10 protein-coding genes and 6 tRNA genes are annotated in these 16,042 nt (G+C 46.3%); 12 read left to right on the top strand and 4 right to left on the bottom strand.

The features are described 5' to 3' along the window. The first annotated feature begins 266 nt into the window (after positions 1-266). From C2M17_RS08765 to C2M17_RS08725, 9 genes are all read left to right on the top strand, one after another. A complete protein-coding gene (locus C2M17_RS08765; protein ID WP_105200438.1) occupies positions 267-1,418 on the top strand; it encodes a dicarboxylate/amino acid:cation symporter in 1,152 nt (383 codons plus the stop codon). Between the two features lie 68 nt (positions 1,419-1,486). Beyond that, complete coding sequence (gene uvrY, locus C2M17_RS08760; RefSeq protein ID WP_105200437.1) at positions 1,487-2,137, top strand: UvrY/SirA/GacA family response regulator transcription factor; 651 nt, start codon at positions 1,487-1,489, stop codon at positions 2,135-2,137. A 9-nt stretch (positions 2,138-2,146) separates the two neighbouring features. Continuing rightward, positions 2,147-3,967, top strand: a complete 1,821-nt coding sequence (gene uvrC, locus C2M17_RS08755) for an excinuclease ABC subunit UvrC (RefSeq protein ID WP_105200436.1) — start codon at positions 2,147-2,149, stop codon at positions 3,965-3,967. Positions 3,968-4,011: 44 nt separating this feature from the next. Next, positions 4,012-4,563 carry a CDP-diacylglycerol--glycerol-3-phosphate 3-phosphatidyltransferase gene (gene pgsA / locus C2M17_RS08750; RefSeq protein ID WP_105200435.1) on the top strand — a complete coding sequence of 184 codons (552 nt, stop codon included), beginning with the start codon at positions 4,012-4,014 and terminating at the stop codon, positions 4,561-4,563. Between the two features lie 178 nt (positions 4,564-4,741). Next, positions 4,742-4,817, top strand: a tRNA-Gly gene (locus tag C2M17_RS08745). 9 nt (positions 4,818-4,826) lie between these two features. Continuing rightward, a tRNA-Cys gene (locus C2M17_RS08740) sits at positions 4,827-4,900 on the top strand. A 36-nt stretch (positions 4,901-4,936) separates the two neighbouring features. Beyond that, positions 4,937-5,023 (top strand) — tRNA-Leu (locus C2M17_RS08735). Positions 5,024-5,124: 101 nt separating this feature from the next. After that, a tRNA-Gly gene (locus C2M17_RS08730) sits at positions 5,125-5,200 on the top strand. 1,114 nt (positions 5,201-6,314) lie between these two features. Continuing rightward, positions 6,315-8,120, top strand: coding sequence for an Ig-like domain-containing protein (locus tag C2M17_RS08725; protein ID WP_105200434.1), 1,806 nt, complete (start codon positions 6,315-6,317; stop codon positions 8,118-8,120). Positions 8,121-8,192: 72 nt separating this feature from the next. Here the strand turns inward: C2M17_RS08725 and C2M17_RS08720 are convergent, their stop codons facing one another. Beyond that, positions 8,193-9,467 carry a hypothetical protein gene (locus C2M17_RS08720; protein ID WP_105200433.1) on the bottom strand — a complete coding sequence of 425 codons (1,275 nt, stop codon included), beginning with the start codon at positions 9,465-9,467 and terminating at the stop codon, positions 8,193-8,195. Between the two features lie 673 nt (positions 9,468-10,140). Here C2M17_RS08720 and C2M17_RS08715 point away from each other — a divergent pair. Together C2M17_RS08715 and C2M17_RS08710 are read left to right on the top strand one after the other, a co-directional pair. After that, positions 10,141-10,216, top strand: a tRNA-Gly gene (locus C2M17_RS08715). Positions 10,217-10,252: 36 nt separating this feature from the next. After that, positions 10,253-10,326 (top strand) — tRNA-Cys (locus tag C2M17_RS08710). A 164-nt stretch (positions 10,327-10,490) separates the two neighbouring features. On the opposite strand, the gene C2M17_RS08705 is transcribed toward C2M17_RS08710, so the two are convergent. Next, on the bottom strand, positions 10,491-11,267 hold the full coding sequence (locus C2M17_RS08705; protein WP_105200432.1) for a slipin family protein: 777 nt from the start codon (positions 11,265-11,267) through the stop codon (positions 10,491-10,493). Positions 11,268-11,270: 3 nt separating this feature from the next. After that, entirely contained in the window at positions 11,271-12,602 is a 1,332-nt protein-coding gene (locus C2M17_RS08700; RefSeq protein WP_105200431.1) for an NfeD family protein, read from the bottom strand. A gap of 123 nt (positions 12,603-12,725) precedes the next feature. Between C2M17_RS08700 and C2M17_RS08695 the strand changes: the two genes are divergently transcribed. Further along, on the top strand, positions 12,726-14,339 hold the full coding sequence (locus C2M17_RS08695; RefSeq protein ID WP_199776012.1) for a Na/Pi cotransporter family protein: 1,614 nt from the start codon (positions 12,726-12,728) through the stop codon (positions 14,337-14,339). 30 nt (positions 14,340-14,369) lie between these two features. Here the strand turns inward: C2M17_RS08695 and C2M17_RS08690 are convergent, their stop codons facing one another. Next, a complete protein-coding gene (locus C2M17_RS08690) occupies positions 14,370-15,785 on the bottom strand; it encodes an alanine/glycine:cation symporter family protein (RefSeq protein WP_105200430.1) in 1,416 nt (471 codons plus the stop codon). Between the last annotated feature and the right edge of the window lie 257 nt (positions 15,786-16,042).

The following is a 16,042-nucleotide window of genomic DNA, read 5'->3' as shown; positions in this document are numbered from 1 at the left end:
GCTAATCGGTTATAACAGCAGGGTATAAAAACAAAGTTTTATATTCCTGATGCTTTAATTTTATTCGCAGTTCCTTACCAGAAGGTGAAATAATTTTGGCGCATGCTAGGGCGTTTTGCCAGTTCTCTATATACATGAGTGGCATGCGTATAAGGCAGTTGTTTGTTCAATCCTTACTCATCCGATGCGTGATTGAACGGATTTATGCGTACATAAGTGTTAAAAGATGGTAAAACATCAGTATTGTTAAATTAGATTCTAATATTATGAAGCTTATTGTTAAATTGATAGCCGGCATCCTGTTGGGGATTGTTATTGGTGCCTTTGCTCCTGAATTGGTGGCGCGGGTGTTGTACACGGTGAAAGCCCTGATCGGCGAGCTGATTGGTTTTACCATTCCTTTGATCATCCTGTTTTACATTTGTTCAGGTATTGCCGGGTTGCCCCGTGGAGCCAATCACTTGTTGGGTAAAACCGTTGGGTTTGCCTATGGCTCAACGGTTATCGCCGGTACTTTGGCCACTTTAGTGATGATCTGGGCGGCGCCACACCTAAGCGGTAGCATCAGTTTTTCCGGCTCTGAAGAGAGCGCACTAAAAAGCTTTATTGATATTCAAATCCCACCTTTAATGGGTGTGATGACGGCTTTGGCCACCGCTTTTACCTTTGGTATAGCCATCAGCCAGCGCCAGTTAAGTGAGCTGCAAACGGTTGTTGACCAAGGCCGAGAAGTGATCGATGCCTTATTGGCCAAGGTGATCATTCCGGCGCTGCCTTTTTATATCGCCGGCGTCTTTGCCGATATGACGGTCGCCGGTACCGTGGCCTCGACCTTGCAAACCTTTGCTGTGGTATTGGCCATTGCATTGGTGATGCACTGGTTATGGCTGACCGTGTTGTATGTGGGCACGGGCATTTTGCTTGGCCGCTCTCCGCTAGAACTAATTAAAAACATGTTGCCTGCGTATTTTACCGCCTTGGGTACCATGTCCAGTGCAGCCACTATTCCTGTGTCCTTGCAGGCAAGTAAAAACAATGGCGTAAAAGAAAATATTGCTAACTTCAGCGTGCCCCTGTGTGCCACCATTCACCTGTCCGGTTCGACTATTACCATAGTGACCTGTGCCATGGCAGTGATGGCCTTGTCGCCGGGTATGAGCGTTGGTAGTTTAACCGAGATGCTGCCCTTTGTGTTTATGCTAGGCATAGTGATGATCGCGGCTCCTGGCGCTCCTGGTGGTGCGGTGATGTCGGCCTTGGGTCTGCTAACTAGCATGTTGGGCTTTAATGATGCGGCAATTGCGCTTATGATCGCCTTGTATTTAGCTCAAGACAGTTTTGGTACCGCTTGTAATGTTACCGGTGATGGCATCATAGCATTGTGGGTCGACCGTTTTTCTGTTAAAACAGAGGCTTGAGTAAGGTGTTTACAGGTACGCTCGGGTAACAAGGAATTACTTGAGCGTAACTAGAGAGGGTAATCCTGTTGATTAATGTATTACTTGTAGATGATCACGAACTGGTACGTACAGGAATTAGACGTATTCTTGACGATGTTCGTGGCTTTAAGGTGATAGGCGAAGCTAAAACCGGTGAAGAAGCGGTGCAGTTTTGCCGTCAGAATGAGCCGGATATCGTCTTGATGGATATGAATATGCCCGGTATTGGTGGCCTGGAAGCGACCAAGAAGATCTGCCGGTATTGCCCCGATGTAAAGGTCATCGTATTGACCGTACACTGTGAAGATCCTTTCCCTAGCAAAGTGATGCAAATAGGTGCCCATGGTTATCTCACTAAGGGCGCCGGCTCGGAAGAAGTGATCCAAGCCATTCGCTCCGTGAATGCCGGTCAGCGCTACATTGCTCCGGAAATCGCCCAGCAGATAGCTTTGGCCAAGTTTAGTGGTCGTACCGATGAGAGCCCTTTCCAGACTCTGTCCGATCGTGAACTGCAAATTATGCTGATGATCACTAAGGGTGATAAGGCGCAAAGCATTGCCGAGCAGCTGAATCTGAGTTCGAAAACAGTCAACAGTTATCGTTATCGAATTTTCGAAAAGCTTGCGGTGAACGGCGACGTAGAGCTGACACATTTGGCTATCCGCCATAAAATGATCGATATTGATAGCGATCACTGATCAAACCTTATGACCTTTGCTGCTGACCAGTTTCTTAAAACGGTCTCTGAAGAACCCGGCGTATACCGTATGCTCGACAAAGAAGAGCAGGTGATATACGTCGGCAAAGCTAAAAATCTAAAAAAACGCCTTTCCAGTTATTTTCGTAAAACCGGTTTAGATACTAAGACACAGGTCTTGGTGAGTAATATCTGTGATATCCAGGTAACTCTGACTAACACCGAAACCGAGGCCTTGCTGCTCGAAAATAACCTGATCAAAAAGTATCAGCCGCGTTATAACATCCTGCTGCGTGACGATAAGTCTTACCCTTATATTCTGTTGACTAAGCACCAGCACCCTCGTTTAGCTTTCCACCGTGGCGCCCGTAAAATTCAGGGCGAATATTTTGGTCCTTTTCCCAGTAGCAGCGCGGTGTCCGACAGCTTACGCTTAATGCAAAAGCTGTTTCCGGTGCGTCAGTGCGAGGATAGTTACTATAAAGCGCGCAGTCGTCCTTGTTTACAGTATCAGTTAAAACGCTGTAGTGCCCCTTGCGTGGGTAAGGTTAGTGATGAAGATTACGATGCTCAGGTAAACTTTGTGCGCAAGTTTTTGGGCGGCAAATCCCAAGAGGTGATCGCCGAGCTGGTAGCAAAAATGGAGCAGGCCAGCGAGGAGTTGGCGTTTGAGAAGGCAGCCAAATATCGCGACCAAATCCAGCTGCTGCGTAAGGTGCAGGAGCAACAATCGGTATCGGGTAAGCATGCCGAGCTCGACGCCATAGGTTATTACTCCCATAATGGCTTGATCGCCATACATATTCTTATGGTGCGCGATCATAAGGTGCTGGGCAGCAAGACTCTGTTTCCTAAGGTACCTAAAAACAGCAGCGACGATGAAGTGCTCACCTCTTTTATTGCTCAATACTACTGCACACCGGGAGCCAGTGGACGCATCGCCAAGGAGCTGATCTTACCCTTTGCCATTGATGAGCAAGCCGAATTGGCAGCGGCCATGAGTGAGCTAAAATCGGCAGCGGTCAAGCTGGTGACGGTGCAAAGGGGGGAGCGTGCACAATACCTGCAACTGGCAAATAAAAATGCCCGTAGTAGCCTGGAGGTGAAACAAAGCACCCAGGATTCCATCAATAAACGCTATGCGCTGTTAAAAGATGCGTTGAATCTAGATGATATTAGCCGCATGGAATGTTTCGATATCAGCCATACCATGGGGGAGAACACGGTTGCCTCTTGTGTGGTGTTTGACGCCCAAGGGCCAAATAAGTCCCAATATCGGCGTTTTAATGTAACCGATATCACCCCTGGGGATGACTATGCGGCCATGGCATTTGCTTTGAAAAAGCGTTATTCCAAGCTGGTGGATGAAACCAAGATCCCCGACGTGATTTTTATCGACGGCGGTAAAGGGCAGTTAAATCAGGCGGTTGAATTTTTTAGTGATTGGCCCTTTGAAAAAGAGCCCTTATTGGTTGGGGTGGCCAAAGGCACCAGCCGAAAGCCAGGCCTAGAAACCTTGTTGATCGATGCCGGGCGTAAAACAGTGAATTTAAGTAGTGATTCGCCTGCGCTGCATCTGATCCAGCATATACGGGATGAGTCCCACCGATTTGCCATTGCTGGGCATCGCAACAAGCGCCAGAAACAGCGTAACCGCTCGGTGCTAGAAGAAATCAGTGGCGTGGGCCAAAAACGACGCCAGGCGCTGCTCAAATACCTAGGAGGAATGCAGGGAGTTAAGAATGCAACGAGGGAGCAGTTGAGCCAAGCTCCGGGGATCAGCCAGGCCATGGCTGAAAAGATATTTAACCATTTGCATGACAAGGCATAGCCCTTCGTGCGAATATTAAAAAAAAGAAGACGCTGCTAGTAGTTATGTGGAACATTCCCAATACGTTAACAACCTTTAGGTTGTGCCTTATTCCAATTTTTTTAGTTATTTTTTATTTACCTTATCAATGGGCGTTTTTCGCAGCGGCATTTGTATTTTGGTTGGCGTCGATCACGGATATTCTCGATGGCTATCTGGCGCGACGCTTAAATCAGTCGACTCCCTTTGGTGCCTTTTTGGATCCTGTAGCCGATAAGGTCATGGTCAGTGTTGCTTTGGTGTTACTGGTTAGTCATTATCAGAGTTTATGGATGACGGTGCCGGCGATCATCATTGTTTCTCGGGAAATCGTCATTTCCGCATTGCGTGAATGGATGGCCGAACAGGGTAAGCGGGGTCAAGTGGCCGTATCCCAGCTAGGGAAAATTAAAACCGCCGCTCAGATGTTAGCCATTATCGGCTTGATTTGGCAGTTCCAGCCCTGGATGGTGAGTTTAAGCTATGTGTTGTTATACATTGCGACCTTGTTGACCTTTGGTTCTATGGTGCAATATTTAATGGCAGCACGTCATAGTTTACTGGCTGATAACGGCTAAATGTATAATTACACACCGTTTTAGATAAAAATTAAGCAAACGATTCAAAACTGATATTTTTTGTATTGACGCGTTTAATAATCTCTGTAGAATGCGTCGGTGTTGAGAGGGCGCTAGCCCAATCAAAGTAAACGGAAAGCCCAGCTTTCCGTGCAGTGAGAATATCTCACTGTAGGATGCGAGTATAGCTCAGCTGGTAGAGCGCAACCTTGCCAAGGTTGAGGTCACGAGTTCGAACCTCGTTACTCGCTCCAATCTTTGATGGCGGAATGGCAGAGTGGCCATGCAGCGGATTGCAAATCCGTCCACCTCGGTTCGACTCCGGGTTCCGCCTCCATTTTCTCAACGTTTCCACATGCGCAAGCAACCCGATGCCCGGGTGGTGGAATTGGTAGACACAAGGGATTTAAAATCCCTCGCTGGTAACAGCGTGCCGGTTCAAGTCCGGCCCCGGGCACCATTTGACTGCTTAGTCAAATGACCTAAGAGTACAGAATTGTTTAGCTGCTAGAAGGTAAGGCAACCTTCATATAAAACGGCGGTAAACTTTCTTTTTGGAACGCGAGTATAGCTCAGCTGGTAGAGCGCAACCTTGCCAAGGTTGAGGTCACGAGTTCGAACCTCGTTACTCGCTCCAATTTCCTCTTATTCATAATTAAATCCCTCTCTTAATAAAATAATAAAAAACGCCATATAAAATTGTCGAACGCTTAATTCTACCTAAAGTTAATAAAACCCCTAGTGTTTACTGTATTACTAAACCTAACTGCTCCGGCTGTTAGTTATACTGGACCTCCCGTCGTTTATTTCACACATTGCCTTGATAACAGAACTTAGTAACCATATGACTCATTGATACTTTTTATCTCTGTGCTCAACCTGGCATCGTATTTTTATTGCGGGTGGCGCCCAGGAGCGGGTTAATATTTGTTGCGGTGACGATAATTATTTAAGGTTAGCCTTACTATTATCTTCCCCCTAGACCTATTGTATTCTTTCATTGCAAGCCTAGCTTATCAGCCGATACTTACTTGCGGGTTGCCTAAACTCTGAGGTGTTAGTTTGAGTAATAGGGGGTCAGCTTTTTTGAGCTATCTAGGTATGGCATTCACAGTGACTCAAAACCTTGGCCAATTAACCTTTCATTGCCCTGGTAGTTTGGCAAAACCGCACAAAGTAACTTTTATTTTCAATTTAAAATTCTTCTAGGTCAGGGTGTTATTTTTTGAACATAATTTAGTCATTTCGCATTCATCTAGCTGCATTATTATCCATCACACTAAAAAACAGCATGAGTCTCGACGGGATAAAAAGGTGTTTATTGCCTGGTGTCGATTCTCTGCTTAATTTTATTTTTGCTTCTTTTCTATTCTTAAGCTTTTGATTTGGTTGTTTTTATTTTATTTTCAGCCATGCAGTTCAAGCGAGTGCGCTTTATAACTATAAGAAAAGTTTTCGTTATAGATTTGAGTCTTAAATTTAAGTAATTGATGTGGCAAGCTTAATTTCCATTGGCGAAAATCTATTCAATTTCACACCTTAAGTTGGTTGAATTTTGACCTTTCGTCTTGCTATTATGCCGCCTTTTTTATTCTGGTTGTGATTTAGCAGCTCAATAAAAGCATTCAGTTTTTGGTTCAATTTATATGGGCCAAGGGTTTTTATTGTCTTAATTCACTACCTTTGCCGTTTTTTGATTTCTCTTTTGTATGAGATTTCAATTATTTACATAAATTATTTCAGGTGTAGCGATGACAGCAAAACTTAAAATAACTAAGGCAGGGATGTATAAGAGTTTATCTTTTTTACTGGTACTGTTCGTATATTTCCAAAGTGTGCAACCTGCACTAGCTGCAAGTGCGCTAGGGCAACAAAAGACCCTAGTGATGTTGCTTAACTTCAAGGAAAACCCAGGCGAGCAGCCAATGAGTGCGGCCGAAGCAAATGACATGGTATTTGGCACGGTAGATGATTTCTATCGCCAAAATTCCTTTGGCCAAACCTGGTTCTCCGGTGATGTCGTAGGCTGGTATACCTTGCCACTTTCTAATCAGAGTTGTGATTTAACCGCTGTTCAAGAGGCGGCGGATAAAAAAGCTATCTCCTCTGGTATTCAGCTAGAACAATACGATCGTATTGTTTATATGATGACTAAAACAGCCTGCGTTATATCAGGATTGGGAACCAAACAGGGCACTCCTTCGCGGGCATGGATCAATGGTAGATTTACGGCAATGGTTATTGCCCATGAGCTAGGGCACAACCTAGGAATGCATCACTCCGGTGCCCTAGATTGTGGCGAACAACCACTTGGTGATCAGTGTAACCGCCGTGAATATGGCGATACCTATGATGTGATGGGAGCTGTAGAAGGATATATCAATAGTTTCCAAAAAGAACAACTTGGTTGGCTGGACGGTGCCCATGCTGCTAAAACAATCGAAGTGACTCAAAGTGGTACCTATTCAATTACGAACTATGAAACCCAAGGTAATGAGCCCGTCACCATCAAGGTACCGCGCGGCATAGACCCTACAACGGGTAAAAAGAGCTGGTTTTATATCGAATATCGTCAGTCGGTGGGTTTTGATGACTTTTTGGGTGCCCGCTCGTACAAATATTACCGCGATGATGTAACAGATGGTATTGTGATTCGTTCGGCTCTAGAAGGCGACGGGCGTAGCAGCAACCTACTTCATTTTAAAAAGAACGCTGAATATTTTCAGCTCTACGGCCGAAAGGACTGGGATGATCCGGCAATGCCCGTGGGTGGTAGCTACACAGATCCAGTTTCAGGTGTAACGCTAAGCCTTAATAGTGCAAACGGTACTCAGGCCGAGGTGACGGTTACCCTTGATGGTTCCGATTCTGGCTCGGGTGGTGATAAAGTGAGTTGTGCTATTAATGCACCGAGCATAAAGGCACAAGCTATTACGAGTAGTGCGGTTTTAGCCGGTCAAGAAGTGCAATATCAGGTGAGCGTGACCAATAATGACTCAACCGATTGTGCCAGCGCCAGCTTTGATATCAGTACTGTGGTACCCTTTGGTTGGCAGGTAACAAGTGAGCAAGTAACTTTGGCACCGGGTGCGTCTGGGCAAGTGACTATCGCTGTTACTTCAGCGCAAGAAGCAACTGCAAAAGACTATTCGTTGTCAATTAAAGCAACTCACGGTGGCGATTCAGCTTATAGTGCTGCCACATCGGTACGTTATACCGTGGTTGCCGATGAAACGATAGCGCCGGAAGTGGTAGCCGTTGACGATACGGTAGCATTAAGTGCCAAGGTATCCGTTGTTATCGATGTATTGGCCAATGATATTGTTGATGCACAAGCCGCAGCTTCGGTAACCTCAATCACTCAGCCTAATAAGGGCAGTGTAGAGCTGTTGTCAGACGGTACCTTGCGCTATACACCAGGGCGACGTTTTAAAAACACTGACAGCTTTAGCTATACCATTAGCGACGGTAATAGCCGCTCAACAGCCTATGTGTCTGTAAAGTTACAGTCGGATGGTGGCACTAAAGGCGGGCCTGGTAAAGGTAAGAATAAGTAGTAAGAACGTTTAAAATTAAAAAAAGCCTGGCTCTTACGAGTCAGGCTTTTTGGTATCTCGATTTAACTTTGCCTATTCAAGATCAATTGCCGATGCGGGTGTAGGGCACATTTCCATGTCTACACACTGAGGGCATAAGGTACAGGTTGCATCATCAGAATCCGGTAGTACGACAACACCATCTGCGTCTTCGCCTGTAACTTTTACTACATCATAAAAACCATCGAGACTAAAACCATCAGTAGCCTCAAAGCCGTCACCTGGGGTTGGTACATATGAACCATTGTACGGCACACAGGCACCAGCACCCAAAGTTCCTAAGTTTTCAATAAATACTGGATTGTCTGCGTCTGTGTAGTCTTCGACTACTACGTTAGCAATATCAACAATTGATTCATTACAGACCTCACCGCCGAAGTTAACTTTTAGGCCGTACGCGCCGTTGTTGTTTACCACCACAACGTTACAATTTTTGGTAATTGTTAGTTCGGCTTCAACAAGCTGGTCTGGGCACTGAAAACTAGCCGTATCATTGACGACAGGAGTACCGTCTTGCTCAGTAGCAGCTTCAACTTTCGCGTGGTTCTCAGGGCCATTAACTGCAGTTGTAAATGTACCATTAATTATTACTGGTGGATCGCTAGGGTCTAACATGGCTATCGAGTGCTCATGATCCCCCATGTTGCCTGAATTATTTTCAGCAGTTATGTCAGTTGCTTTAATGTCATACAGAGTCAAGGTACCAGTGTTTGTAACTTCTAGACGGTAATCGTATTCGTAAAGCAGGCCACCTTCACCATCACTAAGAACCTGACTCTCTGTACAGGTTTTAGTGATCTCAATATCTGGCGCGCCGGGTACGTAACAAAATGAAATATGGCTTAGGCCATAGTAATTACCATTTTTGTGATTAACAGGAGAATGTAATCCACCGTCTGAATTGGTTAGCTCGCTATATTCATAAAGATTGCCAGCTGGGCCACCTTTAACGAAAATAGAATGGACAATCATGCCGCTAGCCACCCAGTCAAAGGTTTTGTCTGGCCTTACATCTATATATACACTTGTTCCATCGCCAGTGGGGAAGGTACCTGAACCAACTTCATTAATTCGATATTCTAATAGCCCTTCAATATCATCCCCCATAAGGTCTGCACAGGTTGGGTTGCCGTCAACATAAATAGGTTGCACCCCATTGTCGGATGGTCCTCCAGGGTGATCTGCAAACGCATTTTGTGCGCTCAGCGCCAAGCCTACAACCAAGAACAAAGTAAACAACTTTTTCATAGTGATGGTGACACAACTAAACCAGCTTGTGCCCCACCATAAATTCACATTGGTTTTCATAAAACCTCCTTTGAGTATGGGCACGTTACTGCTGGCCGATACACAGTGTTAGTTTGTCATTAATGAGTGGAACTTCAACTCCGGCTGTATAGGAGCATAGATTATGCCAGTTTTTAACTTGTTGTATTTAAAGGATTTTTTATTTTCATTTAGAGCGTTTAGGTAGAACTGTGGCAGGTGCGTTACAGTTTCACCAGGTTTACGCTGGGCTAACTGTTTCTAACCCTATGAATAGTTAGTAAATAATAAGGGAGGTAAAGGAGGTTGGCTGAAAGTAACACTGTGTCCATTGGTGTTACACCGCGCGGATGCAGCTTGGGAGAATTCTTAACCACTCAAACAGAAAAGTGATAATTTAATGTTGACCGGACGCATTAATCCGTTAGACTACGCGCTCGTTCATGCGGTTGAGTCCGTAGGGATGGGTAGTCAGGATGTAAGATGTGAATGGTTTACTGCTCAAGTTGAAGGCATAACTTTTAGCTAGTGAGGCAGATAAGCTTTCTCACTATGGAACGCGAGTATAGCTCAGCTGCAAGAAGGTAAGGACGCAACCTTAAATCTTCTAGTAGTTCGTTTATTCTCACTATGGAACGCGAGTATAGCTCAGCTGTAAGAAGGTAAAGACGCAACCTTAAATCTTCTAGCAGTTCGTTTATTCTCACTATGGAACGCGAGTATAGCTCAGCTGGTAGAGCGCAACCTTGCCAAGGTTGAGGTCACGAGTTCGAACCTCGTTACTCGCTCCAATTTCATTCGTTCAGCTGCTACAATCAATTCAAAATGGCGGAATGGCAGAGTGGCCATGCAGCGGATTGCAAATCCGTCCACCTCGGTTCGACTCCGGGTTCCGCCTCCATCCATACCAATTTTATTAAAGCTCTTATCATTCTTGCGAGCTAAATAACCCACTTACATCGTTAAAAATTACATATGTAGAATAACTACATATTGAAATATTCGCCTTGTTATTGGGCCATTTATCTGACGCCATAATAGATCACCTATTTAATGCAATTGGTATTAATTCTTATCTCCTTTAGTTTCAAATAACCCCTTTAATAATTCCATGGGCAATGGAAAGGCGATGGTTGAGTTTTTCTCGCCTGCAATTTCCGTTAATGTCTGCAGGTACCTTAGTAAGATGGCGTTGGGCTCTTTTGATAGCTTTTCAGCCGCCTCAACCAGTTTCTCTGAGGCTTCCATTTCCCCAGAGGCATGAATTACCTTGGCTCTACGTGTGCGCTCGGCTTCGGCTTGCTTGGCAATGGCCCGAACCATGGTTTCGTTAAGGTCGACGTGTTTAATTTCGACATTGGCAACCTTGATCCCCCACCCGTCGGTGCGGGCATCTAAAATCTCCTGGATATCGGTGTTCAGCATATCTCTATTTGCCAGCATTTCATCCAGTTCATGTTGCCCCAGCACTGAGCGTAAGGTTGTTTGTGCCAGCTCGGAGGTGGCTTGGAGAAAGTTTTCAACATTAATAATGGCTTTTTGCGGATCGATAACGCGAAAGTAGATCACCGCATTGACGCGTACCGATACATTATCCCGGCTTATTACATCCTGGCTGGGCACATCCATTACTATGGTACGCAAATCCACGCGGACTATTTGTTGGATAAAGGGGATGACGATAATGAGGCCAGGCCCTTTTACCTTGTAAAAACGCCCGAGCAAAAATATCACGCCGCGCTCGTACTCACGCAAAATGCGAAATGCACTGAGGATGATTAAAATGAGCAAGAGTATTATGGTGCTCGAGAATATCTGACTATTGGTTAAGAAGATTTCCATGACTTACTCCTTGGCTGGGGGTGGCGAAACATGCAATGTTAAGCCTTGAACTGATTCTATGGTGACCTGATCACCCTGTTTGATGGGGCTATCGCTGTGCGCTGCCCAACGCTCGCCGCCAACATCCACAAAACCCTGGCCGCAAAAATCCTGTTCGGCTATGGCTATTTTTCCAGCCATGCTTTCTTGACCGAAAACCACTTCCACATTTCGATTTCGCCATAAATAACCAAGTAAAAATATCACCACCAAGACACTGGTGAAGGCGACGCCGGCTATTAAAGGGATGGAAATCTGAAAGTAGGGGCTTTGAGTATCGATTAAGAAAATTGAGCCTAAAACAAAAGCAGCAATGCCACCGAGCCCAAATATGCCAAAACTTGGCACAAACGACTCGGCAACCATTAAAGCAATGCCTAACGCGATCAGCGCCAGGCCGGAGAAACTTAGGGGTAACATTTGAAAGGCATAGAGTGCGACGATAAGGCTAATGGCGCCGACGACACCGGCGACGCCGATGCCCGGGCTGTAAAACTCGAGCAAAAGGCCGTAGACACCAATCAGCATTAATATATAGGCAATGTTTGGATCCGTGATAGTGGCAATAAAGTCAAAGCGCCAATCCGGCTCGACTGGCTGCAATTGAGCCCCAGCCAGCGTAAGCTTTGTCTGTTGCTCACCGCTTTTGATGCTAAACCCCTCAAGCTGTGCCAATAGATCTGTGGGTGAGTCGGCCAGATGAGTGATGACGTTTTCTTTCATGGCTTCCGATGCCGTCAGGGTTGCCGCTTCGCGCACCGCTTGCTCTGCCCATTCGGGATTGCGTCCGCGTAGCTGTGCTAGTGAGCGAATATAGGCAATAGCATCATTGAGCATCTTCTTATCCATGGCGCTTGGCGTTTGCTCTTTTTCTCCTTGAGGCTGACCTTGCCCAGGCGCGGCGATATTCACCGGCGTTGCGGCGCCTAAGGTGGTGGCCGGAGCCATGGCGGCAATATGACAGGCGTACAAAAGGAAAGTACCCGCACTGGCGGCGCGAGCGCCTTGAGGGTATACCAGGCAGGCTACGGGAACGGATGATGTTAACACCGCCTGGTTAATTTGCCGCAAACTACTGCTTAGCCCGCCGGGCGTGTCCAGGGTGATCATCAGCAAGGGCTGTGACAGTGCATTGGCTTTATTGATTTGGCGAACGACAAAATCTGCCACAGCGGGGCCAATAGCCCCCTCTATGCGAATTACCGGGACCATGTTTGTTGGTTGTTGCTCAGTTTGCTCTTGTGCCAATCCATAAAAAGCTGTCAACAGCAATACTAAGGCGAGGAGTCGTATCATGATCAATTTGAACTTGATGCTTTAGTCAAAGTATAGCCCTAGTTGGAGCACCGCGTTATTTACAACTAAGATTCAAAGAAATACTGAGGTTGCACTCAGTAAATCTTACCGAGTCGACTAATAATGACCATGATCGAGACCTATCATCTCCTTGAAGCGCTAGGCGGGTTGGGGCTTTTCTTACTGGGCATGACCATAATGACCGATGCCTTATATCAACTTGCTGGTCAGCGGATCCGTAATGCCTTGATGTCCTTAACACGTAGCCCTGTGTCCGGAGCGTGCACTGGAGCCTGCAGCACGGCTATCCTACAGTCTTCAAGTGCCACTACTGTGGCCGCCGTCGGTTTTGTTTCAGCCGGGTTGTTAACCTTTAAAGAATCCTTGGGGATTATCTTTGGTGCCAATGTAGGCACGACCATAACCGGCTGGTTAGTGGTGTTGATAGGTTTTAAGCTTCAACTGACCAGTTTGATCTTGCCTTTATTGCTGTTTGCCATGGTTGCTAAGTTGTTTTTAAAGGGAAAGCGAGCCTCACTGGCCATGGCGGTAGCGGGATTTTCCGTTATTTTTGTTGGCATCGGCATGATGCAAAGTGGTCTGTCCGGGTTTGAGCAGGTATTAACACCAGAAACCTTTGGTCCGGATACCTGGCTTGGCAGAATACAACTTTTGCTCCTTGGGGTCGCCATTACCCTGGTTACCCAGTCCTCAAGTGCCGGCGTAGCGGCGAGTCTCACCGCCTTGTATGCAGGTAGTATTAACTTTCATCAAGCCGCCGCCTTGATCATAGGCATGGATTTGGGTACTACGGTGACTGCTTTGGTTGCGACCTTGGGTGGCTCGGTTGCATCGCGACGGACTGGCCTTTCGCACGTAATTTATAATGTCTTAACGGCAATGATGGCGCTGTTGCTTATTACACCCTTTGTGTATCTTTGGCAATGGCTGTTCACACAATCAGTTGAAACCCAGGCGCAGCTGGCTCTGGTGGCCTTTCATACGCTCTTTAATGTCTTGGGGCTGTTTTTGGTTTTGCCTTTTACCAATCAGTTTGAGCACCTCATGCGAATGCTGGTTCCTCAACGGGGGCAGTCGTACACCGAGGCATTGGACAACACCTTATTGCGGGATGTGGACCTTGCTTTAAAAACGGTTCATGCCAGTGTGTATCGGCAATTTCATGATCTCCTCTGTTATCTTCGCACTCGGCTAAAGCCGGGAGACTTTGTTAATGCTCCCTCTTTTCCCGAGCTTCAAAGTGCACTGGACGAAACCCATGTCTATGTTGACCTGATCCATTTACAGCAAAAAGATAAACCGAGCTGGTCTCAGTTACTGGAGCTGATTCATATTCTAGATCATATGCAGCGTTTGCATGAAAGATGCAAAGTCTTGGGTGATGACCCATGGTATGACAGAGATGGCGAACTTATTATGAGAAACGGGCATTTTAGCGCACTCCTTATAAATACGGAGCAAGCCCTGAATAATATGATGCTGAGTATTAATGAAGGTGACAACCTCCGTTTGTGGCAACAGGCGCAGAGCCTGGGTGACGAAGTGGAAAGCGAGTTAGCGAGGGCCCGAGCTCAGCGGATGCATGATATAGCCGTAGGCCGGCTGGGGGTACCAGAGGCCGAGGACTACTTGGAGCAATACCGGCACCTGCAAAAAACTATCTACCATATTCGCCGGGTTTGTTTGCATCTTAATCGGTGGCAAGAAATTAAATAACAAAAAAGGCCGCAAGTGCGGCCTTCATTATTACTCCCAAATTCCCGGGGGTAAGTCCTTATCCAGCTTTTTATGGTCGCGACGATTAAAAGTGGGTACGTCTCCGGCCTTAAGTTGTCTGCGATAGTCTTTAGCTAACCAGATCACCACGCCTGAAAGCATAAACAGAGCGATAACATTGACGATGGCCATCATCCCCATGGAAATATCTGCAAGTGTCCACACCAGCTTAATTTCACCGAGCGAGCCAAACATAACCATGGCGAGCACCAATAAGCGGAAGATCAACATGCCTTTTTGATGGTTGTGCTCCAAAAACAGCAGGTTGGTTTCTGCATAAGAGTAGTTAGCAACGATAGAGGTAAAGGCAAAGAATAAAATAGCGATGGCGATAAAGGTTGAGCCCCATTCACCAACGTGTGTCACTAATGCTTGTTGGGTTAAGGCAATGCCGGTCAGGCCAGAGCCAGGTTCAAGTTGACCCGATAATAAAATCAGCGCCGCCGTGGCACTACAGATCACTAAGGTATCAATAAATACGCCAAGCATCTGCACATAACCCTGAGAGGCCGGGTGAGGCGGGTTAGGCGTAGCCGTGGCGGCGGCGTTGGCAGCACTACCCATACCAGCTTCATTTGAAAACAGGCCGCGCTTTATGCCTTGTATCATAGCCTGCATAACGCCATAACCAATGGCGCCGGCACCAGCCTGCTCAATACCGAAAGCATGATCAATGATCAGCATAAATACGCCGGGCAATTGCTCCGCGTTGACCGCACATACATATATAGCCAATAGAAGATAAGCAATGGCCATAAAGGGCACCACGATTTCGGCAAAGCGGGCAATGGTTTTAAGGCCGCCGAAAATAATAAAGCCGGAGCCAATCACCAGGGCTATGCCAACAGCATACTTGGGAATATCAAAGGCCACATTAAAGGCTGCGGCAATGGAGTTAGCCTGTACGGCATTAAAGACCAAGCCAAAAGCCAGGATAAGGCAGAGTGAAAATAGCACCCCCATCCAGCGCTTACCTAGACCAAGCTCCATATAATAAGCTGGGCCACCACGGAAGTTGCCTTCTTCATCTTTTATTTTGTAGGCCTGGGCCAGGGTGCTTTCAGCGAAACTGGTGGCCATACCTATTAGTGCGATAAGCCACATCCAGAAAATCGCGCCCGGACCACCTAGGTATAAGGCAACGGCAACGCCGGCCATATTACCGGTACCAACACGAGCGGCAAGTGAAGTACAGAAAGCCTGGAAGGATGAGATACCGCCTTTGGCTCCTTCACGACTAGCGAACATGACTTTAAAAGAGTACCCAAAGTCTCGAAATTGAATAAAGCCCAAACGAACAGTGAAAAATACACCTGCAGCTATCAGCAGATAGATAAGTACATGCCCCCAAATAAGGCCGCTAATAGCGTTAGCGATTTCGGTCATAACAAGAGTACCTTTGAACGAGTAAAAAATTGAGGCGCAATCTAGCATATAGACGAGCAAACTTTTAGTGCCTTAGTACATAAGATAGCTAATTCATTTGGTTATCCACAGGAATTTGTGAATAACTGGTGGGTAGGGTGTAGTTAAAAGTGGGGGTGAAATCTTTTTGTCATTTTCTTTAAAAAAGGGGTTGCGTCGAAATCGTTTCTCCCTATAATGCGCATCCACCGACACGGAGCACAACGCTGAAAAGCAAC

The organism is Pseudoalteromonas sp. T1lg10 (assembly GCF_002964545.1).
In the GTDB taxonomy this organism is placed as follows: Bacteria; Pseudomonadota; Gammaproteobacteria; order Enterobacterales; family Alteromonadaceae; genus Pseudoalteromonas.
Note: the sequence above shows the minus strand (reverse complement) of the source record. Positions and strands in the feature narration are given on the sequence as shown.